Origin of the sequence: Paenibacillus sp. MAEPY2, assembly GCF_000499205.1 — a bacterium.
Classification (GTDB): Bacteria; Bacillota; Bacilli; order Paenibacillales; family Paenibacillaceae; genus Paenibacillus; species Paenibacillus vandeheii.
Window position 1 is genome coordinate 112,063 of sequence record NZ_AWUK01000013.1, and the last position, 21,310, is coordinate 133,372.

Annotated in this window: 17 protein-coding genes and 1 tRNA gene; 2 read left to right on the top strand and 16 right to left on the bottom strand. The window is 45.6% G+C overall.

Annotated elements, in window-relative coordinates; translation table 11 throughout:
* Position 1 precedes the first annotated feature (1 nt).
* From P364_RS0112495 to P364_RS0112525, 7 genes are all read right to left on the bottom strand, one after another.
* The gene (locus P364_RS0112495; protein WP_024630454.1) at positions 2 to 622 is read right to left on the bottom strand and encodes an S-layer homology domain-containing protein; all 621 of its coding nucleotides are present in this window, start codon (positions 620 to 622) and stop codon (positions 2 to 4) included.
* Positions 623 to 680: 58 nt separating this feature from the next.
* Positions 681 to 5,888 carry a hypothetical protein gene (locus P364_RS36150; protein WP_024630455.1) on the bottom strand — a complete coding sequence of 1,736 codons (5,208 nt, stop codon included), beginning with the start codon at positions 5,886 to 5,888 and terminating at the stop codon, positions 681 to 683.
* Between the two features lie 64 nt (positions 5,889 to 5,952).
* Positions 5,953 to 6,321, bottom strand: a complete 369-nt coding sequence (locus tag P364_RS37795) for a hypothetical protein (protein WP_052016609.1) — start codon at positions 6,319 to 6,321, stop codon at positions 5,953 to 5,955.
* A complete protein-coding gene (locus P364_RS0112510) occupies positions 6,282 to 6,740 on the bottom strand; it encodes a hypothetical protein (protein WP_024630457.1) in 459 nt (152 codons plus the stop codon). The genes P364_RS37795 and P364_RS0112510 overlap by 40 nt, the downstream gene beginning before the upstream one ends.
* Before the next feature lie 159 nt (positions 6,741 to 6,899).
* Positions 6,900 to 7,958, bottom strand: coding sequence for a hypothetical protein (locus tag P364_RS0112515; protein WP_024630458.1), 1,059 nt, complete (start codon positions 7,956 to 7,958; stop codon positions 6,900 to 6,902).
* Positions 7,959 to 8,420 carry a hypothetical protein gene (locus P364_RS0112520; RefSeq protein ID WP_024630459.1) on the bottom strand — a complete coding sequence of 154 codons (462 nt, stop codon included), beginning with the start codon at positions 8,418 to 8,420 and terminating at the stop codon, positions 7,959 to 7,961.
* A 302-nt stretch (positions 8,421 to 8,722) separates the two neighbouring features.
* Entirely contained in the window at positions 8,723 to 9,061 is a 339-nt protein-coding gene (locus tag P364_RS0112525; RefSeq protein WP_024630460.1) for a hypothetical protein, read from the bottom strand.
* A 545-nt stretch (positions 9,062 to 9,606) separates the two neighbouring features.
* Between P364_RS0112525 and P364_RS0112530 the strand changes: the two genes are divergently transcribed.
* Complete coding sequence (locus P364_RS0112530) at positions 9,607 to 9,885, top strand: helix-turn-helix domain-containing protein (RefSeq protein ID WP_024630461.1); 279 nt, start codon at positions 9,607 to 9,609, stop codon at positions 9,883 to 9,885.
* Positions 9,886 to 10,111: 226 nt separating this feature from the next.
* Here the strand turns inward: P364_RS0112530 and P364_RS37550 are convergent, their stop codons facing one another.
* The gene (locus P364_RS37550) at positions 10,112 to 10,261 is read right to left on the bottom strand and encodes a hypothetical protein (RefSeq protein WP_161634210.1); all 150 of its coding nucleotides are present in this window, start codon (positions 10,259 to 10,261) and stop codon (positions 10,112 to 10,114) included.
* Between the two features lie 247 nt (positions 10,262 to 10,508).
* A complete protein-coding gene (locus P364_RS0112545) occupies positions 10,509 to 11,033 on the bottom strand; it encodes a hypothetical protein (protein WP_024630463.1) in 525 nt (174 codons plus the stop codon).
* A 626-nt stretch (positions 11,034 to 11,659) separates the two neighbouring features.
* Here P364_RS0112545 and P364_RS0112555 point away from each other — a divergent pair.
* Positions 11,660 to 11,737, top strand: a tRNA-Pro gene (locus P364_RS0112555).
* A gap of 212 nt (positions 11,738 to 11,949) precedes the next feature.
* Here the strand turns inward: P364_RS0112555 and glnA are convergent.
* The 7 genes from glnA to P364_RS0112590 all read right to left on the bottom strand — a co-directional run bounded on the left by glnA (position 11,950) and on the right by P364_RS0112590 (position 21,252).
* On the bottom strand, positions 11,950 to 13,278 hold the full coding sequence (gene glnA, locus P364_RS0112560; RefSeq protein WP_024630465.1) for a type I glutamate--ammonia ligase: 1,329 nt from the start codon (positions 13,276 to 13,278) through the stop codon (positions 11,950 to 11,952).
* Positions 13,279 to 13,407: 129 nt separating this feature from the next.
* Positions 13,408 to 13,821, bottom strand: a complete 414-nt coding sequence (locus P364_RS0112565; protein WP_024630466.1) for a MerR family transcriptional regulator — start codon at positions 13,819 to 13,821, stop codon at positions 13,408 to 13,410.
* Positions 13,822 to 13,904: 83 nt separating this feature from the next.
* Positions 13,905 to 15,158, bottom strand: coding sequence for a methionine gamma-lyase family protein (locus tag P364_RS0112570; protein WP_024630467.1), 1,254 nt, complete (start codon positions 15,156 to 15,158; stop codon positions 13,905 to 13,907).
* Between the two features lie 83 nt (positions 15,159 to 15,241).
* On the bottom strand, positions 15,242 to 16,528 hold the full coding sequence (gene hflX / locus P364_RS0112575; protein ID WP_024630468.1) for a GTPase HflX: 1,287 nt from the start codon (positions 16,526 to 16,528) through the stop codon (positions 15,242 to 15,244).
* Positions 16,529 to 16,647: 119 nt separating this feature from the next.
* A complete protein-coding gene (locus P364_RS0112580) occupies positions 16,648 to 17,619 on the bottom strand; it encodes an AAA family ATPase (protein ID WP_024630469.1) in 972 nt (323 codons plus the stop codon).
* 109 nt (positions 17,620 to 17,728) lie between these two features.
* The gene (locus tag P364_RS0112585; RefSeq protein WP_024630470.1) at positions 17,729 to 18,292 is read right to left on the bottom strand and encodes a DUF402 domain-containing protein; all 564 of its coding nucleotides are present in this window, start codon (positions 18,290 to 18,292) and stop codon (positions 17,729 to 17,731) included.
* A gap of 284 nt (positions 18,293 to 18,576) precedes the next feature.
* On the bottom strand, positions 18,577 to 21,252 hold the full coding sequence (locus tag P364_RS0112590) for a PBP1A family penicillin-binding protein (protein WP_024630471.1): 2,676 nt from the start codon (positions 21,250 to 21,252) through the stop codon (positions 18,577 to 18,579).
* Between the last annotated feature and the right edge of the window lie 58 nt (positions 21,253 to 21,310).

Here is a 21,310-nt window from a genome sequence, read left to right on the forward strand (position 1 = left end):
CTTAGTACCCCCTCAGCAACTTGTCTACGTGTCGGTACGTCCGCATAAGGAACGTAATGGATTCTGCTCTTGTAGCCGCTTCGTCCGGACGGAAGTAAACAACAGACTCCCCGTCTGCTTCCCAGTTCGTTGCGATAAGTCCAAGCTGTTGCATATTGTCGATATACTTGTTTGCCCAATGATCTTCGATATCAATGAACTCTGTCATGTACTTGTATTCAAAATCTTGCTTGCGGACAAGAGACATGCCGATGGTTACGATGTACTTCGTTTCCATCTCAGCGGTCTTAATATCGGGTTCTCCGGTCACGATGCCGATGTAAACTGTACCCTTCTCGTCGTAATACTTATGTTGAGAGCCGATGAACTGAAGCCAGTCGGCATATTCCTTCTTAGAATAAAACAGCATGGTTAGGGTAGCGTTATAATGAGACGTTCCGTTCTGCACAAGTCCCGCAGAAGATGCCAAGGTCTGGTTGACATGGGTCTTCAGGTAAGGCGCCGGCGGTTTGTACTCCGTAATCAGCTTTGCTTTGACCTGATTAAACTGGACTCCGTTGTCGTAAAACAGTTTCTTCTTATATACCGAATCCTCTGACAAGAGGTTATTTTGTTGTGTCATGGTCGTACCTCCTTATAAAATAACTCCCCATCTCATTATAAGACGGGGAGTGGTTTCGCTAACTTCTATAGTTGCTAGGATTCATAGCCTGTTGGCTACGAAGGTTTCCTACCCGCCCTACAGACAAGCCTTGTCCAATGGATTGTCCGACTTGTTGCAACTGGCGGTTTGTCATGCCGTTGGTGATGTTAGGAAGCGTGATGTTGACGGTGACATCCCCTGTACCGATGGTTGTCGTGTTGTGAGTGTTGCCACGGGTAAGGTACTCGTAGCGGCTCATAGCATTTACTCCATTAGGCATGTTGAACGTTCCCGCTGTGGATTTCATTTCATCCAAGATGCCCAACTGAGCCTGTAAAGATTGCTTTTGCAAGTCTCGAATTTCAGCGTTAATCTTAGTTGTTTCGTCCGCTCCAGCCGAAGGAAGTTTAGCTTTCAGATCGGCAATGACTTGGTTGATTTCAGATACCTCTTCCTTGGCATTGGCAATCCGCTTGTTACGAAGAATAGGCGAGGAGTCGTCAGGGTTTCCAGTCCGTAACTTGAGTTCCAGCAACTCATTCTCACGTTCAGAACTGTTGTCCTGAATCTTAGCCCTGCCAATTCCGATGGAAGCAAGATTGTACTCCTTAATAAGGGCTTGCTCATTGGCGATTTCATTCTGAAGCTGTAAAACCTGCGTTGCTTGGTCTTCGGATAGGTCTCCGATGGCTTGGATTGCTTGAAGATTCGCCAACTCATTTTTCATCTGAGATAGCTTAGTCAGTGTAATCTTCTTCATGGTGTCCAAGTATTCTTGAGACTGAGTGTCCATGTTGTACGCCGCCGCCAGTTCCTTTGCTTGAGCAATAAGGTCAATGCGAGACAAACTGTTGTTAACCTTACGAACCTGACTTTGATACGAATCTTGTTTTGTGTTCCACTCTTCCCGAAGAATGTCAACTTCCCCTTCCGATGCCACTTTATCTCTTGTCGAAGTAAGGTTATCGTAAGCAGTTTTGGCATCTTTGTACTCTTGCGACTCAGGGTCAGCGCTGTCCATGACCGTCTTGGCGTTGGCGATATACTTGTCAATGATATCCAGTTCTTCATTCAATACCTGACGCATGGATTCAGTCTGCTTCTTACGCAGTGCAATGTACTCGTCAGAGTCAGTCTTCATTCCACTCATGAGGGCACGAAGCGTGTCAATTTGGCTAGTGTCCTTAATCTCATTGATACGGTCAGAGACACGGCTTAGAACAGAGTCAGAGTCGATGGAAGGGGAGTTGACCGCACCTTTCTTGTACTTCTCCTCATAATTCTTCTTCGCAATCTCTTCGAGTCTCTTCTGCTCTGCCTCTTCAAGCTTTGATGCTTCGTACTGCTTGGTAATGGCTTTCTGACGGATCTTTTCTGTTTCCGCAGAACGTCCGGATTTGGTGTTAAACTCAGCAACGGCTTCCTCTACTGTCTGTCCGCCGCTGGCTTCCCGTTGTTTGAGCCATTTTGAAAAATCCACCTGACTTCCCGAGAATTTGAAAAAATCCATCATCTCGCCCATCATGTCGTCGCCTTCAAAGTAACCGAAGTTGGATGGAGTTCCACCGAATGCGGAAGATATCCCGTTCATTGCGGAGTAGTAAAGCCCTGTCGCGGTATTCCGAGCCAAAGCCCAAGAGGCTTCGCCTTCAGCCTGCGCATTAATCTTGTTAGACATGCCTTTCAGGTCGTTGTCACGGTCGTCAGCCTGAGCAAGTAACCTTTCGTCATCTGTTGACAGGTAGGACTCTGTCAATCCTTTAGCCGCTTGAGCGAGACCGATTGCCCCGGCAATCTCCATAGCCATCTTAGCGAAACCTCCCGCCAAGTTTTTAACAGAAACCAGAGCCCCCTTGCTTAAGTCTGGAATATCCTTCAAGAACTGTTTGAACCCATTCTTGAGGGACGCCGTAGAAGACATTCCAGAGTTCATGCCTCGTACAGCATTGGACAAATCTCCGAAGGCAGGGGAGGCTTGTCGAGCAGAAGCAGCGGCTTCCCGCTGGGTCTTCTCGTAATCATCCATCGCATTATTCAGCTTTTGGATATCGTCAATCGGAGGTAATCCGTTCCGCTGCCTGTCCACCAAGTGGTTTTCAAAGCCCTGGAATTCTCCTTGAGACATTTGGGACATCCTATTGGACAGTTCAGAGTAATTGGTATCGCTTGCTCTTTGTGTATCAAACACTCCCCGACTGGCGGTGCTGCTGTTCAGGGTGGTCAGGAGGGTAGGGGTAATGACGGAAGCCAATTCAGTTCGGGTACTTAGGCGGCTGTTGTACTGCTTCGTCCGGTCGAATTTTTCATCATCCGTCAACTCCTTGCCCGGATTCCAATTTTTAGCTTCGTCCATCGTGCTAAATAGAGTCGGCAAGTCTTTAACCTCTACCTTATTAGAATCCAGGTAGTTCTCATAGTGCTTGCGTTGCTTTTCCGTCAATCCGTTCAAATCACGTAAATAACCACCAAGTAATGGGTCTTTCTGCATCTCCCCGACCTCTTTACGCGTCATGTTCTTGATAGAATTATCAACATTCATGCCCGATACGTTCTCCAGAAATGAAGTACGTGCAGACTCCCTCTCGAAGTTTGCACCAATCTTCCCAGCGCCCCACTTAACTCCCTTAAGCAGCATCATCCCAATCAATACGTTAGTTAGCACATCTCCTAACTTGACGAACAATTGGGCATTCTTTGTCACGTTTTCTGCCATATTCATAAGTGCGTAGGACACTTTATTGATGGTAGGGGTCATCTCCTGAACAAGAGCATCAAAGGCAATGGATATGCTTTGCCCTGCCCGTTTAGTGTTGACGAGTGGGTTGTCTACAGACGACTTAACCATGTTCTCATATTTAGATTTGTCAAATTTTCCGCTAACTTCCATGACTTTAACGAACGTGTTCATGATTTTGTGCATCGTAGCCGCACCTTTGGAGGATTGGTACGTACCAAACAAAGCATCGTTGGTATTGCGGACGGTAGGGCTGTCTGCACCGGACAACTTCTGGGCAATGGACTTAAACAGTTCCTCCGCTGGAACAAGAATCTTCGCTCCTGTGTCATCTACTTTCGCTAGACCAAGTTCCTGCAATTTCTTCATGGCTTCAGGAGATTGAAGTCTGTTGGCTACTTCTGCACTGTCGTCGCCGTAGTATGGATCAACCTGTGATTTATCCATCTTGTTCAGTGCACTAGGAGACTGTAATCTGTTCAGAATGGAGTTGTAGAAGTTACTGACATTCGCCCCTTCAAGTGATTTTGCTTGGAGGGTTGTACCCGCCATAACGATTGACGTTTCAGGGTCAACTTTGGAACTTGAACTTTTCAGTGCATCAATAAGTTGCTCAATACTTGCTTTTGTCACGTCGGATACAACCGCCAAAGGTTGTGCGATTCTATCCTCCAAGTCAGCCACCTCAAGTCCAAACTGAGCCTTCGTTGACTCAAGACCATTGGCGATATTGACAGGACTACTTCCAGGGGCTAGTGTATGCAACTGAGCAGTTACGCGGACAAACTCCTTCATTTCTATAGGATCATCAAGCAAACCAGAAGCGATGCCCCCTACTTGATAAAGCTGTTTGTAATCCGTACCGTAAAACATAGACTGCTGTCTTATAAAGTTTTGCAGATCACTAACAGCACTCTCCACGCCAGCCATGTTCGTCGTTCCAAGAGGGTTGCCGTCTTTGTCTTGGTTGTATTCGTCCTTCAACTTCAAGTTCCGCATCATTTTAATCTGTTCAGGCTGAATATTCTTAAACGCCTCAACCGCTTTAGACATCGCCATCATTAGAGCATTATCGAAGGCTCCCGAAATTCTTTGACGTATGATGTTAATGATTGCCCCTTGTACAGCTTCGGCGTTAACCGCTCCCGACCCACTATCCTTTTCACTGCTACTGCTTCCTTTAGATGCAGTTCCTCCACCGTCGCTGTGACTGTCAGAAGAAGACGAACCAGAACGAGGAGTAGAAAGGCCAAGTTTTCCTGCATTCCGAATCTGAGTATCACTGTTAAGTCCACCTGGTCCGGATTGAACCTTATTAATCTCTTGGATGATAGACTGCACCTGAACGTTTACCTGCTCACGGATTTTGTTAATCAACGCATTGTTGATGCGGTTAATCTGATTCACGAGGTGATGCTTTAGCTTAGGTTCAGGGGTGATTTCCACATCGTGTATTGCCTTTATTAATTGGTCAATCTCTTCCTGAACATTGTTGCTCATTTTCTTGTCAAGAGCCTTAGCCACTCGTTCAAGTTGAGCCTTCAATCCAGCGCCACGAATAGAGCCTAAATCGACCGTGCCGAGCGCTTCCAGCTTGTCCACCGTCGTGTCAAGTTCCTGAGCAAGAATTTTCTTGACCTTCTTGCTCAGGTCGCCTAATGGAATCTGCATCTTGCCCGCCATTGCAGTGTTAATTCCTGCAACGGTTTTGTTGACGTATTCATTCAGGCTTTGTTCAAGTTCGTTAGGGATTCTCTTTACCTTGTCCGCAACTTCCATTCCGCTCATGTCAGGAACTTCAACATTTATTGCCTTCAACAATTTTTCCTTAGCTTCCTTGATTACCTTGTTCAAATCTGCCTTGGAAATTTTCATGTCACTGGCATCAGCTACGTCAGGGTTCTGAAGAATACTCAAAATCTTTTGTTTGATTTTATTGACGAAAGCCATGACCGTTTCCTTGCCAATCGTAATCTGTAAACTGTCAAGAGTTTCCGATTTCATCAGATTGGATTTTTGCTTTTGGATAGCACTGACAAGGTTGCGAATTTGCAGTTTGATGACCTTGGCTACTTCTTTATTAATCTCGTTAAAGTCATCTTTACTGATAGGAAGCTTCTGTCCGCTGGCGTAGTTAGGGTCGATTTCAATGTGCATGTTACGAACGTACGTCCGCAAATCCTCGTTGATTTCATTTTCTACTTTGCCCAAGATACCTTGAAGAGTCTCAGGTTTAACCGTGAGCCCAGCCGAACCTAACTGCTCAAGGACAATCCCATTCCCTGCGATGAGATTGTTGAGTTCATTTGTCAACGACTGACGGAGATTGCTTCCAGCCTCACGTGATACCTGCGATTGCAAACCGGACAGGGACGAACGCATTGCGTCAATCCGCTGCTCTAATCTACCAAAACGAGAATCGAGAGTTTCCATCTCCTGCCCATATCGAGCCATATTATCTATGGATTTCTGCAACTCTAAAATCACGTCAGTTTGGATTTTGCTGTTCATAGTCTCACCACCCTCATAAAATAAAACTCCTGCCCCTCCCTAGAAGGAAGCAGAGCAGGAGGATTTATAATAGCTGTGCAAGGAAATTCATGTCTTCCGCATCGGCTACTTTATAACCATTCACGTATTTACCGTCAGTTGTTACTTCCTCTTCACTGGTTGAATCATCAGCAGGAACGCTTCCGCCGAACAGACCGCCAAGCGACATGGTAGAAACCTTGATAGTAAACTGAATGTGTTCGTTGCATTGTTCCAAGTAGTAACCTAACTGAGGTAAGGTTAACTGCCACACATCATGCTTTTTCAAGTGGCAATAGTGGGCAAGTTTGAAGAAGATGTTAGCCCAATCGACAGGCGGCTGACTGTCATAGTCTTCTTCCTCTTCCTGAGTGGTTACATGGACTTTTTTAGCCCATTGAGACCAATCATGCAATCGATAATCTGTTTAGCCGTCTCCAAATCAACGTACTCGCCAAGATGCTCGACCGTCATGTGTTTGTAATATGGCTTAAATGCCATAAGGAGCACTTCAAGCAATTCTTCAAATCTATCTTCCCCATCTTCAGGGATAAGGTTAGCGATGATTACACCGGAATCAATCGTATTAAGTCTCTTCATCAATCTTCGAGCATCAAGCAACCCTAGTGGTGGGATGTAATAAGTCTTACCGTCACGTAAACGAACCTGTTCATCTGTCTCGAAGAATACTTTCTCGCGAATGTCAGCTTCCTCTTGGGTCAGTGGCTTCTTCTCTTCTTCAGCTGTTACCTGTGGAGTCTGCTCTTCTACTTGACTGGCTACTTCTTCAGCGATGCCGCCAGCTTTTGGGATAACTAAATCTCGTTCACTCATTTTAATAGCCCCCTTTATATTTCTCCCCCAAGAAAAGTGAATCGAATTGACCACAGAGCGGGGGAAGTCCCTGCAATCAACTCACAGAACATTCTAAGTAAGTAAACCTAGACTCTAACATTAGGTATGTAAAAAGACTCCCCGAAGGGAGTCTAGTGATTAGCAATCTTCCGCAGATACAGAACCAACTTCGTAACGCTTGATAGAACCAAGCTTACCGTCCGGACGTTCAGGGTCGATTACAGTCAGCGTTACGCTATGCGTGGACGCTTGTTGACGTTGTGCGTCGAGAGTGAAGTTGGACTTCACACGGCATTGGAACAACTCAGTTTGATAACCTTGGATTGTACCGTCCTTCTGCTCGAACTGACCATCGTGAACAACGTGTACTGTCAACGGCATGTCCTTGGTTGTGATATCGAGGATATCAACAACTTCGTTCCGCTTGTAGTTGACATAAATGTTTACATCATTGAGGGCCGAGTTGAACTTCAGAATGCCGCCACTTACTAAGTACTGGTCTTCAGTAGGAGTAGAGCTAGTCGTTTTCTTCAGCAATTTGTTACCTTGCAGAGTACGAACAGAAATCTGAGGGTCAACGTTCAGGGATGCTCCGTACACAAGATCAACAGTAAAGTCTGAGCCGTTCTGTTTAACCGTGTGCTTTTCTTCCAGCACCCACACGAAGCCGTCAGGGTCTGGTGTAATCCCAGCCAGTGCCGCAGCGTAAACGATGACAACCGTTTTACCTGCCAGCGCCATATCGAATACGACATCCTGACCCGTTACCGTAACGTCTGCACTCAGGTCAGCGCCGCCCACAGCACCCTCGAAAGACTTAGGTGTTGGAGAAGCAAGAGCGACTTGAGTAAGTTTCGCTTGATACGGAGAAGCGGAAGGGACTACAAAGGTCTCAGTGACCATGCTGTACGCCGAACCAGAAATTCCTTCACGGAGTTTCGAGCCAGTAGCCAAACGTACAAGGTTAAGGTCGAACTTAGCGGATTCCGCTGTGATATCAATTGTCTTCTTACGAAGCAACGTATCCAGTGCTACGCTAGAGTCACCGCCCTCAATGTCCTGCATGTCCAGCTGAATATCCAGACGCATGTTGTTCAGCGTACCGATTGTAACGAGGTCGTCACAGTTCGGGATTTTCGCCATGAACTTACCAGCGCCCTTAATCAACATTTTTTTGTTCTTAGTAATCTTACTCATTCAGAAAACCTCCTTATATTCATCTATCCCAATGGTGAAGCATATTTGGGTGAAATACTTGTAGGTGTTCTCTAGATCAATGTCGTCTTCAGCACTTGTGACATACTCACCCTTGAACACACTTCCTTTTGGCATCCAAAAGTATTGGACGTCGAAAATTTGGCAAATACGGTCAGCGATGTTCACTGCCAGTTCCACGTCATCCTGTGTATAGATATCGAAGTCAACGATGAACCTATACTCAAGGTGATTTTCGCCTCTTGCGCCAGGATTTTTGTAGAACGTAATCAAGGGCAAGTTGTGCTGAACTAAGTCCTTCGGCTTCTTCCTCTTCTGAATCTTCGTTCCCAAATCTTCCAGAGAAGTGTCTGCCGCCAGCCCTAGCATGGCAAAAATCTCAGGGTCATGACGAAGCGTGGAATGAATATAGGCGTAAACATCAGAGACGCTGATCTTTCCCATATCATCACATCCTCTTATGAATGCTTCGTATACCAATATAAGTTGAAATGGGTATATTTCTAACCGCCCTGTGTACTGCGTTGTCCACCATCGAAATGGACTTATTAAGGCTATATTCGAACAGTGAGACGGTGGAATCTCTACCTAAATGGTTCTTTTTCATTCTATTAGGAGCGCTCCTGACGTTGGATTCATGGATGTTGTCGCCCAAGTCTACCCACTGCCCATAGGGTCTTTAGAAGCTAAGTAGCTGGTGTGTGTTCTATCGATGACCATCACCTTCCATCCCAACTGCCCTTTCTTTACTTGATTTCGATAATGGATGCCACAGGCTGGCTACCCGAAGTCATAAATAGCTTCCGAGCCTTGAAAGCCTTTTGCTCCTTGAAAAGCAAACGTTGCTCTTCATTGCCCACTCGGAGATTCGGCTTGTCACTAACATAGATATCTCCGAAGCCCAAGTTCTCGACAATCAAGGTTGTATCTTCTTCTTGAGCGTTATAAATGAACTGACCGAAGATAGAAAGTTGTTGGGTGAACTCTGCAACCACATCGCCCTCCAATCCATCCACGCTAACCGTCTCGGTCTCTTTCTCAGGGGCTTTAGGAGTCCTCTTCCGTTTGTTTGTTGTTCCTGCCATTGTTAAAATGCTCCCCTCATTGTGATATGTAATAATTCAAACCAAGTAAAAAGTCGTCCACTAATTTCTGACCAGACTTGTGTTCAGACGGGTAAACATGTTCTTTCAGCATCCCAAACTTCTTACCACCTTTCTGTCTTTGTCACAAGTCATTATAGGTAGGTGGAGTCTCGCTTTAACCGAAAGCTTTTAAAAACAAATAGCGTGACCCGCAGGGTAACGCCACGCTTTGCATAGTTTTACTCAGTGAGTATTTTCACTACCCCTTGCCAATGTTTTATTATTCTATATATCTTTCTTTTATATATCTTTCTTTTATATCTCTTTATACGGTGTAAACTTTACAATACAGAACTCACAACAAATGCACTTTTTACACTTCATAGGGGTCTGTATGGTAAACCGTACACTTCAGACATAACATGCAGTACGTATCTGGCGGCGGGTGCTAGATATTGTATAAAAAGTGATATATGAACACGTATATAATCTACTAATCTTGTGAATAATGTCTCTACCCACAAAATGAGAGGTAGTGAGATTACATGAGAGCAAGCACGTACGGCGTGGTAAAGGACGTAGAAAACGAGAGGTATTTACTGGCGGCTGACCTATTCGAGAGAGGGTTGAATGCTTCGGCTATTACCACATACCTTGCGGTGACGAAGCTTCTGAGCGATGGTAGGACGGAGTTCCCGTTGCAAGATGAAATCGTAAAGCTGACTAAACTGAGCAGGAAAACAGTTGTCATATCGTTACAGGCTTTGGAGGATTGCGGACTACTGGTCTACGTTTATACCAAAAGAAACAGAGCCACGGCGTAAGTTGCCTGTGGCTTTGTCTTTAGTTTCTGGATGCCCCCATGAGGGAAGGCATTGGCCAGTGTTCCAGTTCTTCAGGGTCTTTTGCAAAGTCCATGTTCAAGTCTTCCCATTTGATGTTCGGGTTGATTTTCCACGATGCCCGATAGATGACATTATCTCTGGAAACTCAGGGTCTTGTCCCTGTTTGTACTTGTACATCTCTTCCGAATCGGCAAATTCAGCTATATCAATCCATCCCTTCTAAGCGCATATCAAAACGTTCAATCATAAACTCGAAAACGGCAGACAGGTTTCCCTCAAAATAGTGGTCAGCCACCTCCTGCAAATACTTTTTATTCTCCGGAGTTGTTCTCAAGTAGATTCTCTCTGTTTTCATCACGATAACCCTCTCTTCTTCATACACGGTCTACAGCCAGTGAGTGTTTTTGGCAGAACTTGCATCCGTTGGTTAGAATCATCTAACTCTTCAGGCAAGACCAAGTAGCCGTATCGGTTCATGACTTTTCCCGTAATTTTACCGATACAATGGAGACAAAGCAGGGGTTCTCCTTGAAGCCCTTCGGCAACAAAGTTCTCCCTTGCTTTATCTGTGACGTACCTGAACTCGCACTTAATGCACTTGATTAGCGAATCCATTTTACGTCAATCCCTTTGTTCGACTTCTTACCGGAAAGAGTCAAGTGTGATTGAGATGGGAACGATTCTTCAAAGCCGTCACGCACCGCATACTCCGCAGTGTTGACAATCGTATTTCGGCAAACCAGCCAACGCTTCTCTTCTCGAACCAATCCATTGTACGGGTCAATAGCGAATCTCTTGATTGGCTTACTAAATTCCTTGTGCCAATGCCCACAATATGTAACGTTCAAAGGTTTTACAGGCTCAAGCTTGTCCATTACAAAATAAATTGGTTCTCTTGGATACATATATTGTATATATATTCCACCTTTACTGAGTTTTATGACTCCTTCAATATAGTCACCGTTCAGTAGAATACGAAAGTTATGTTCATTAGTCTTGGCGAAGTCAATCGCTCTATCAAGCAACCTAATATCGGCGGCTTCAGACCCGATATGCAAATCATTAAGTAATAGTACATTCAAGTTCTTCACCGATGGGGCGGTAAAACCTGATTTCAGGTATTTCATTGTTATCCCCCTAGTCCAAGTAATTTTCTACGTATCTCCGCTTTCTTCTTATCTTGAGCACAAGGTCGGCACTCGTAAATTCCCATGTACCTATCCACTAACTCTTGATAAGGAACATTCAAGGTATCCGATAGACAGTGGATACATTTACTGCCTTCCGTCTCATAGATAGTGGCTAGAGCCTTTGCATTCTGCGTAATAAACCTTCCGCAACCGCATTTCAATATGACCACCTCATTTACCAATATAGGTAGGTTTGTGCGTACTTAAGCTTTTTGTACGTACTAGACGCAACCTTTCACGTAGATGGCTCGACTGCTGAAAATGTAAGGAGCAACCTAGTGAAATACTTGAAAAAGTTTTTTTAATTAGAAAGCACACTCCTAGACTTACATATCAATCATGTGCAAGCCAACTGACGATTCTCGAAATTGACTAGTGTGAAAGACTTGGTGTTCGTGGCGAAATAGTAAACGTTCAAGGCTGTGAACTTATGTGGGGGTTGCTAGAGTTAAATGTGCGGTGAGCACAGACGGACCCGTGCCAATGCGGGGGCGAGTGTTGATTCTCAGAGCGGTCTCATACGCCGCTTCTCAAGGGTTCGATTCCCGTCGGGACCAGCATATCGGGTTGTGGAGAAGTTTGGAGTTCTCGCTTGCCTTGGAAGCAAGAGATCGCAGGTTCAAGTCCTGCCATTCCGACCATCGGGAAGTAGCTGAAATAGATTAGCGGCGGCGTGAAATACCGTAGATGTTGGTGCGTTACCAACCTTTCCGACCATATGCTCTCTTAGTTTAATGGAATTTTATGTTCATTTTTAAGTTATGCACTAATCTTAACTTCATTTATTTTGTGAAGTAAAGATTAGTGCATAAAGAAAAATCCCTCAGCGCTAGAGCGCCAAGGGATTCAGCTATTAGTACAATGTGATATATTGATCGCGTTCCCATTGGTGGACTTGTGTTCTATACATGTCCCACTCAATTTCTTTCAGCTCATAGAAGTGAGCCAGGGCGTGGTCGCCGAGAGCATCACAGATAACTTCGCTGCGGATCAATTCGTTCAATGCTTCTTTCAGGTCAGCCGGCAAGCTTGGAATGCCTTCTTCCACACGCTCTTCTTCTGACATGATGTAGATGTTCCGGTCAATCGGAGCTGGTAAGGAAAGCTCACGTTTGATTCCGTCCAGACCTGCTTTCAATAAAACAGCCAAAGCCAAGTAAGGGTTAGCAGCCGGATCCGGATTACGAACCTCAACACGTGTACTCAGACCACGGGAAGCTGGAATACGGATCATTGGGCTACGGTTACTGGCGGACCATGCTACATAACAAGGGGCCTCATAACCTGGTACAAGACGTTTGTATGAGTTCACAGTTGGGTTCGTAATTGCTGCAAACGCACGCGCATGCTTCAAAGTTCCAGCCATGAAGTGACGTGCAGTTTTGCTCAGACCCAGCTCGTCCGACTCGTCTACGAATGCGTTCACTTTGCCTTGGAACAAGGATTGGTTACAGTGCATACCGGAACCGTTCATACCAAACAGCGGTTTCGGCATAAAGGTAGCATGTAAACCATGCTGACGTGCAATCGTTTTAACAACGAGTTTGAACGTTTGGATCTGGTCTGCTGCTTTTAGAGCATCAGCATATTTAAAGTCGATCTCATGCTGACCTGGAGCTACCTCATGGTGGGAAGCTTCGATCTCAAATCCCATCTCTTCAAGGGTAATTACGATATCACGACGACAGTTCTCGCCAAGATCCGTAGGCGCAAGGTCGAAATATCCACCTTGGTCATTCAGTTCGTTAGTCGGGTTTCCTTTTTCGTCTGTTTTGAACAAGAAGAACTCTGGTTCAGGACCGACGTTGAAGGAAGTGAATCCCATTTCTTCGGCTTCTTTCAGGTTTCGTTTCAAGATGCCACGCGGATCTCCTGGAAACGGATTACCATCCGGAAGATATACGTCGCAAATCAGTCGAGCAACACGGTTCTCGGCTACCCAAGGGAAAATCAGCCAAGAATCGAGATCCGGATAGAGGTACATGTCGGACTCTTCAATACGAACATAACCTTCAATGGAAGAACCATCAAACATCATTTTATTGTCCAGAGCCTTGGTAAGTTGGCTCACAGGAATTTCAACGTTTTTGATTGCTCCAAGCAAATCGGTAAATTGCAAACGAACGAATCGTACATTTTCTTCTTTTGAGATGCGTAGTATGTCTTCTTTAGTAAAACTCACGATACCCTCTCCCTTTCTTCTCTGCGTAATTGGCTTGCCTGTTATATTTGTACATTAGAATATTGCATGGGTCAAGGAGTCCTCCTACCTAAAAGCAGGATTTCCCCTGACCTACGAGGTTATACGAACTTATTTTTTATTAAAGAAACGGGAAAGCTCTCCCTGAATGAGAGATACTTGTCCAGGTCTCTTACCTGACACCAGTTGTTGTTTCAACAGACGGTGCAGTTGGGAGTCCGAAAGTTCTCTGCGTTTCACTTCCGTATCGGGTGTAATAACAGTCGCTTCTTCTGACTCCTTGGATACAGGATTCATCACTTGTTTAATACCCGCGATGTTAACTCCTTTTTCAATCAGAGCCTTGATTTCCAGCAATCGTTCTACGTCATTGAAAGAGAACAAACGCTGATTACCTGACGTTCTCGCAGGAACAATCAAGCTGTGCTGCTCATAATAACGAATCTGACGCGCGGACAGATCCGTAAGTTTCATTACAATACCTATCGGGAATAAGGCCATATTTCTGCGAATTTCGTCACCCATCATTCATCAACCTTCCAGTCATCTTTTCTTCACTCTATTGTACAGTTAGTTATTACTAAGTGTCAATGATGTGTTAGATAAACTCACAATAATTTGCGTTCTTTCATGGTCTGTAATGCCATCAAAACGCCATATTTAACATGAGAGTATGTTAAACCACCCTGCATATAGCCAATATAAGGCTCACGGATAGGTGCATCTGCTGACAATTCCAGACTTCCACCCTGTATAAACGTACCTGCCGCCATGATGACAGGGTGCTCGTAACCCGGCATGTCCCACGGTTCAGGAACTACATGGCTATCTACTGCAGCAGCCCGCTGTATTCCTTGCACAAAGGCAATTAAATGCTCGGCCGAACTGAATTGTACAGCCTGAATCAGATCTGTACGCATCTCGTTCCATGCCGGTTTGGTTACAAATCCGGATGTAGCAAACATCGCCGCAGCGAATGTGCTCCCTTTAATGGCCTGTCCTACAATTGTCGGAGCCATGTAAAGTCCTTGGTAGATGCCACGAGTTGTTCCCAACATCGCGCCAACCTCACCGCCAATTCCGGGAGCAGTCAAACGATAGGCAGCCAATTGTACGTACTTTTCCTTCCCGCATATGTATCCACCGGTTTCCGCCAGACCTCCACCGGGATTTTTAATCAGTGAACCTGCCATTAGGTCCACCCCAATTTCAGTTGGTTCACGTTCCTCCGTGAATTCACCATAACAGTTATCCACAAAAACGATGACATCTTCCTTGATCGCCTTTACACGTGTAACCATATCAGAGATTTCTTCAATACAGAAGGAAGATCTCCAATCATATCCTCTGGAGCGTTGAATACCAATGACTTTTGTCGCTGCATTGATACTTTTCTCTACCGCCACCCAATCTACTCCGCCATCTTCTAACAGAGCCGTCTCTTGATAGCCAATGCCGAAATCCCGTAACGATCCTGTTCCATCACCAGGCTTGCCAATGACCTTATGCAATGTGTCATAGGGCTTACCCGTAATGTACAATAACTCGTCGCCTGGACGGAGCACACCGAACAAAGCTGTAGCAATAGTATGTGTACCTGATGCAAAATGGGGACGCACCAGTGCCGCCTCTGCACCGAACACATCGGCATACACTTCATCAAGCACCTCACGCCCTCGATCGTTATAAGCGTACCCCGTTGAACCCGCAAAGTGAAAATCACTGACTTTTCTACGCTGAAAAGCATTAATTACTTTCCATTGGTTATGATCGGTGATCCGGTCAATCTGTTGCAATTGCCCTTCAATCTGACGTTCAACCTGTCGTTGAAGTTCAATAATCTCTGAATCAAAGCTTGCCATCTTGCTTCATTCCCCTTCATAGCACGAATCTGACGTCAAACATCAATTATCGTGTCAACTTATCTACAAATATGTCATCGATGTTACAGTTGTATGAAATCTTCAAGTAAATAACCGAATTTCTCATATTCGCCTTTTTGCAGTTCCACTTCATAAATTACATCATTATCTTCAAATGTAGTCTCAACAACATCGCCTATTTTGTAAAGTACAGATGTAAGATCGCCACGCTCAGCCGGAATACGGAACCGTTTGGTAGCGCCAGTCAATTCAGCCTGGATAAGCTCACGAATTTTCAGCAAGTCATCTGCATCCAGAGCGCTCACTTTGATATGTTCTTTATCCAAAGGAAGCATTTCAAGCTGCTCCGGTGTACAAGCATCCTTTTTGTTATACAATACCAATTGAGGCTTGTCCCCTGAACCCAGTTGCTGCAAAATCGTGTGTACCGTTCTCATCTGGTCTTCACGCATTGCAGATGATGCATCGACCACATGTAATATAAGGTCCGCTTCATTCACTTCCTCCAGCGTTGCACGGAAAGCCGCAATCAGATCATGAGGAAGGTTTTGTATAAACCCAACCGTATCTGTGAGTACGATTTCTTTACCACTTGGCAGTTCCATCGTCCGTGATGTTGGATCCAGTGTAGCAAACAGCTGATCTTGAATGTACACATCTGCTGCTGTTAATTGTTTAAGCAAGGTTGATTTGCCCGCATTCGTATAACCTACAAGGGCTACCTGAACGATCCCCGTCTTTTTGCGACGCTCCCGGTGCAGCTTGCGGTGACGTGTCACTTCTTCCAAATGACGCTTCAAGTCATCTATGCGGCCACGAATATGTCGACGATCCGTCTCCAGTTTACTTTCACCTGGACCCCGCGTTCCAATTCCGCCACCAAGTCTGGACAAATTCTTCCCGTGACCCGACAAACGTGGTAACAAATAGCTCAACTGAGCCAACTCAACCTGGATTATACCTTCTCTTGTGTTGGCGCGCTGCGCAAAGATATCCAAAATCAGCTGGGTGCGGTCAATAATTTTGAGATCCAACGCTTCTTCCAGGTTACGAACTTGAGCACCGGACAGCTCCTGGTCAAAAATAGCTGTTGTTGCTCCCATTTCCTCAGCCACTGCACGAAGTTCTTCCACTTTTCCCTTACCAATGAACCATTTGGTGTCCCGGGTTTTCAGGTTCTGTGACAATACACTCAGCACTTCTACGCCTGCCGTCTCGGCGAGTTTTACCAACTCCTCAAGGGAGTACTCCGGGTTAATACCCGAACGTTTGACCTCATCGGTAACCAGACTCACCAACACGGCGCGATCCTTCTTCACCATATCTGTATCATGTGTGCCATTTGTCATCGTGTATATTCACTCCTTCTACTACGTCTCCGCATATATTCTGTGCCACCATGCTTACATGGCATGCTTTAAGCCGAACCGGTTAACCCGGCCGGCTGCGTTAAAAATTATATTATCGCTTACTTTTGCTCAAACTTCAAATCCTCTGTGCGGATGGTCATCAGCTCCAGTTTTCCCGGATTCCCCTGGGTATACTGTTCCAATAGTCGAACGGCCTGATGGCGAATCGATCGTTCAATCGCATTTCGGACATATCGTGCGTTGCTGAACGCATGAAGAGACTCATTTTTTTCCTGAAGAAGATGCTGCTTTAGTTTGAGTATGGTCTGTGGCATGAGAATATAGTCACGTTCCTTGGCCATAATTTCGGAGATTTGAATCAATTGATCAATGCTATAGTCCGGAAATTCAACCTGGATCGGAAAACGGGAAGGTAATCCGGGATTGGTCTGCAGAAAAAAATCAATCTCTTCTGAGTATCCTGCCAAGATGAGGATAAATTGATTCTTATTATCTTCCATTGATTTTACAAGTGTGTCGATAGCTTCCTTCCCAAAATCCTTCTCGCCCCCGCGAGCCAGACTGTACGCCTCGTCAATAAACAAAATTCCACCCAGTGCCTTCTTAACCAGATCTCTCGTTTTCTGTGCAGTATGCCCGATGTACTCCCCGACCAGGTCTGCACGTTCCACTTCAATCAGATGACCCTTACTTAGAACTCCCATCTTCTGAAACAACTTCGCAACGATCCGTGCTACCGTTGTTTTTCCAGTTCCCGGATTGCCTTTGAAAATCATATGATACACGTGCGCCCCACTTATCAGTCCTGCTTCGGTACGCATCTGGGCAATCTGTAAGAACGCATAGATTTCAAATACCAAATCCTTGATATTTTCCAGTCCAACCAGTTGCTCCAATTCACCTTGAATTTCCTGAAAGTGCGCATGCTTGGCTAAGCCTTTTGCTGCCTGTATTGCCGTCTCTTCTTCTTTGACCAGCATCTGAGGTTCCTGGTTACGCAAAACAACATTAATTTGTCTGGATGGTCTGCCTCCCGGTTGCCCTCCTGCAGCCATGACCCGTCCGTTCATTCGCCATCACCTCTATTTTATCGGGCTGAACTCTCCTGATTATTAATGTATTCTATCAGGTGCTCTAATATTAGAAGGATGATGAAGAATTCTGCGACTTTTCCATGACTCAAATCTGAATATTTTTTCTGAACTCCCCATTCTCAAACAGGGTTTGTCTATGCTTCAGAGATAGTTGGAAATAAGGAAACACATGTGCATCAATGGCATGCAACAAGTCCTTTGCTGTCCGGTTAGCCAGATCGTAATCCCCCGTCGTAATGTGCTTACGTGAAAGAGCATCTTCAAGTTCATCCTCGTCCAGCAAAAATATTTCTCCATCCTTCAGGACGACGACATCCAGATACAGATCATCAAACCACGGAACACCCTGATCAGTTATACCCTGACTGCGGCAAGTATCAATATACCATTCAACAATCCGCTCCTGATCGTCAAACATAGCCGTAACAACAAAATGCTCGCCTTTCGGATAATACTGCAGCCAGGAATAACCTTTATCCGCAATGCAGAAGGTACTTCCTCCATAGGTTTTCCACAAAGGCTCTTTCAAATCTTGTATCGTATACAGCGTAATGTAACCTGTGAAAATTTTGGATTGAACGAACCGGCATGTAAATTGTCGGTTCGTAATCCGGCGCCAGTTCGCGCGGTCCCCGAATTTCCGTTTCATACGAACCCCTCTTTGCCGACTACAGGTCCGTGACCTGCTGAATATTGGTGAACAGCGAATACTGTCCGCATTACCGATTCCACAAGTCCCTGAATCGACTTTGCACAACGTATTACGAATAGTTACAGCTTACCATATTTAAGTTATACACTCAAAATCAAGCTTTGTCCCATCTGTTGTAGGGCTCTTGTTCCACTCCAAACATTACACAAACCAAAAAGCCTGCTTCCCCAACGTCAGGGAGCAGGCTTTAGGTTGTAATTATTTAATGCGGTTTATTCTCATTAACCACCGGTTCCAGCTTGGGAATCTGGCGGTGCATTCGTCTCACCCGTGTTACCGCTGTTTCCACTATCTGGTGGCGTGACTACCTCACCCGGTGTCGTTACAGACCCATCATTGGAACCCTCACCCGTACCTCCCGGTTCTGTTGTTCCCTGTCCAGGCGGCGTGTTTCCTTCTCCGGTCTGTCCGTTCCCTTGACCTGTCCCGCCATTGTTTCCATTATTCCCGTTACCATTGTTGCCATTTTCATTTCCGTTTCCGTTGCCGTTGCCGTTGCCGTTGCCATTGTTACCCTCAGAACTTCCATTCCCCGGAGAACCGTTGTCCGGATTTTCTGTTCCTGGCTGCTCGGTTCCGGGTTCCGTTCCTGGCTCCGTGCCCGTATCTGGCTGTTCCGGTTCCAATTCCTCCGCTTCAATCATCAGCGATATGGTATTGGACGGATCCGTCTCCAGTCCAGAGGCAAGATCATAGGCTGTTACATAATACTCATAAGTAAGCCCAGGGAGAGCACTTAAATCTTGTGCACTGGTCGAACCTACAGCATCAATGAGATGGGTGAACTGTCCTTCGGAAGATTCTTTCCGATAAATCCGGTACTGTGTTGACGAATCGCCTGTTGCAGTCCAGTTCAGTGACACCGTTTGTGTAGATGGATCGTAAGAACCATTCAACCCGCTAACAGAAAGCGATGGTTGCTCTGGTTCTTTTTCCGGCGGAGGTGGTGTCTGGGCTCCTGCTGGAGCTTTGAAGCCCTTCACAGGCACTCCTTTTAACGCATCCCCCATAACTTTGGCAAAGAACGCCGCTGACAGCTTACTGCTATTCTTGAGCATATGGTTTGCATCAGGATTGTCATAACCCATCCATACTGCAGCAGTCCATTCTGGCGTGTATCCGACGAACCAAACATCACGGTTGGCACTGTTGCCGGAAATACCACTTTGAACGGTTCCCGTCTTACCAGCAACCGGTCGATCTAAACGTGCGGAACGACCTGTACCGTCATTCACCACGTTTTGCAGCATCTGCGTCAGGGAATACGCATTTTGCTCACTCATGACACGTGTTGTATCCGATTTATCATGTTTAAAGGTCGTTTTGCCGGAACTATCCTTAATTTCCTTAATGGAATACGCCTGCTGGTACTCACCCAGATTGGCAAATGCACTATAGGCTTGCGCCATTTCAAGCGTATTCGTACCTTTGCTAAGACCACCCAGCGCAATCGCCAGGTTTTTGTCTTCATCCGTAAGCTGAATACCTACGCTTTTTGCAAACTGAACACCTGTATTCACACCAATTTTATTTAAGAGCCATACTGCCGGGATGTTCTCCGATTTTGTAATGGCATCCGTCATGCTAATGGTTGAAGAATAACCATGCAAGTTACCCGGACAGTAATTCCCGAAGCATTGCTTCTCATTACTGAGAGGTGAGTTTGCATTGTAATTACCTGACTCAAGTGCAGGTGCATAAGTCACAATCGGTTTAAACGCCGATCCGGGCTGTCTGCGACTCTGTGTTACCCTGCTGTAGCCCTTTGTTTGATAATCCCGTCCGCCCAGCAAAGCGACGAGACTGCCATTTTCATGGTTCATAATTACCATGGAGCCTTGAACTGGTTGATCATCTTTACTTGACTCAAACAAGCTATCATCCGAGAACGCACTCTCCATGGCTGTTTGAGCCTGAGCATCCATCGTCGTGTAAATTTTGTACCCGCCGATATTCAGATCATCCTCCGTTTTACCAGTCACTTTTTCCGCTTCACGCAGAACATAGTCAATAAAGGCTTGATACTTCTGCTCTTTCTCAGGCGGAGTATAGTCATAATCTACTTCTTTGGCTTCATCCATCTCCGCCTTGGTGATATAACCTTGCTCATACATCAGCTGCAATACCACGGCGCGGCGTGCCTTGGAATCGTTGGGATTGCTCAGCGGGTTATAGGCAGAAGGCCCTTTAGGCATCGCTGCCAGCGTAGCAATTTGCCAAATTTTTAAATCGTTAAGGTTAGACTCCCCAAAATAAAATTCAGACGCTGCCTTAATCCCATAACGCTGATGCCCGAAGAAAATCCGGTTCAAATACATCGTCAGAATTTCGTCTTTTGTGTACTTGCGCTCCAATGCCATCGCAATGGATACTTCCGTTGCTTTACGGAAGAAGGTCTTGTCACGGGACAAGAACATATTTTTCGCAAGCTGCTGGGTCAACGTACTGCCACCCTCCACCATGGAGCGGGCCATGACGTCTTTTACCGCCGCCCGTCCGATGGACCAGATATCCACGCCCTGATGCTCGTAGAATCGTTTATCCTCGGTCGCAACAAAGGCTTCCTTTACTAATTCCGGAATATCCTCTTCTTTGACTGGCTCCAGCTTTTGAATGGACAACTCGCCCATTAACTGTCCGTTGCGATCATATACTTTCGACGTTTCATTGATTGTTGTTTTGTCCATATTGGCTTTGAGCAGCTTTTCCCCACTCACCATAATAAATAAATATCCGCCAAGTGCACAGAATATGGCGATTGCCATGGTAAAAAACAGTGTCCATCCAACGCGTTTACCCGTAATTTTTTTCTTTTTAGAGGTCTTTGGCTTCGCTTTTTTGGATGACTTGTTATTACTGTTGCGATTGTTAGACCTCGACAACGGATCGTTTGGCATGTTACCTCCTGACTCCCTTTCGGTTGCATAATTTCTATTCGTCTGCTGGCTCAAGCTT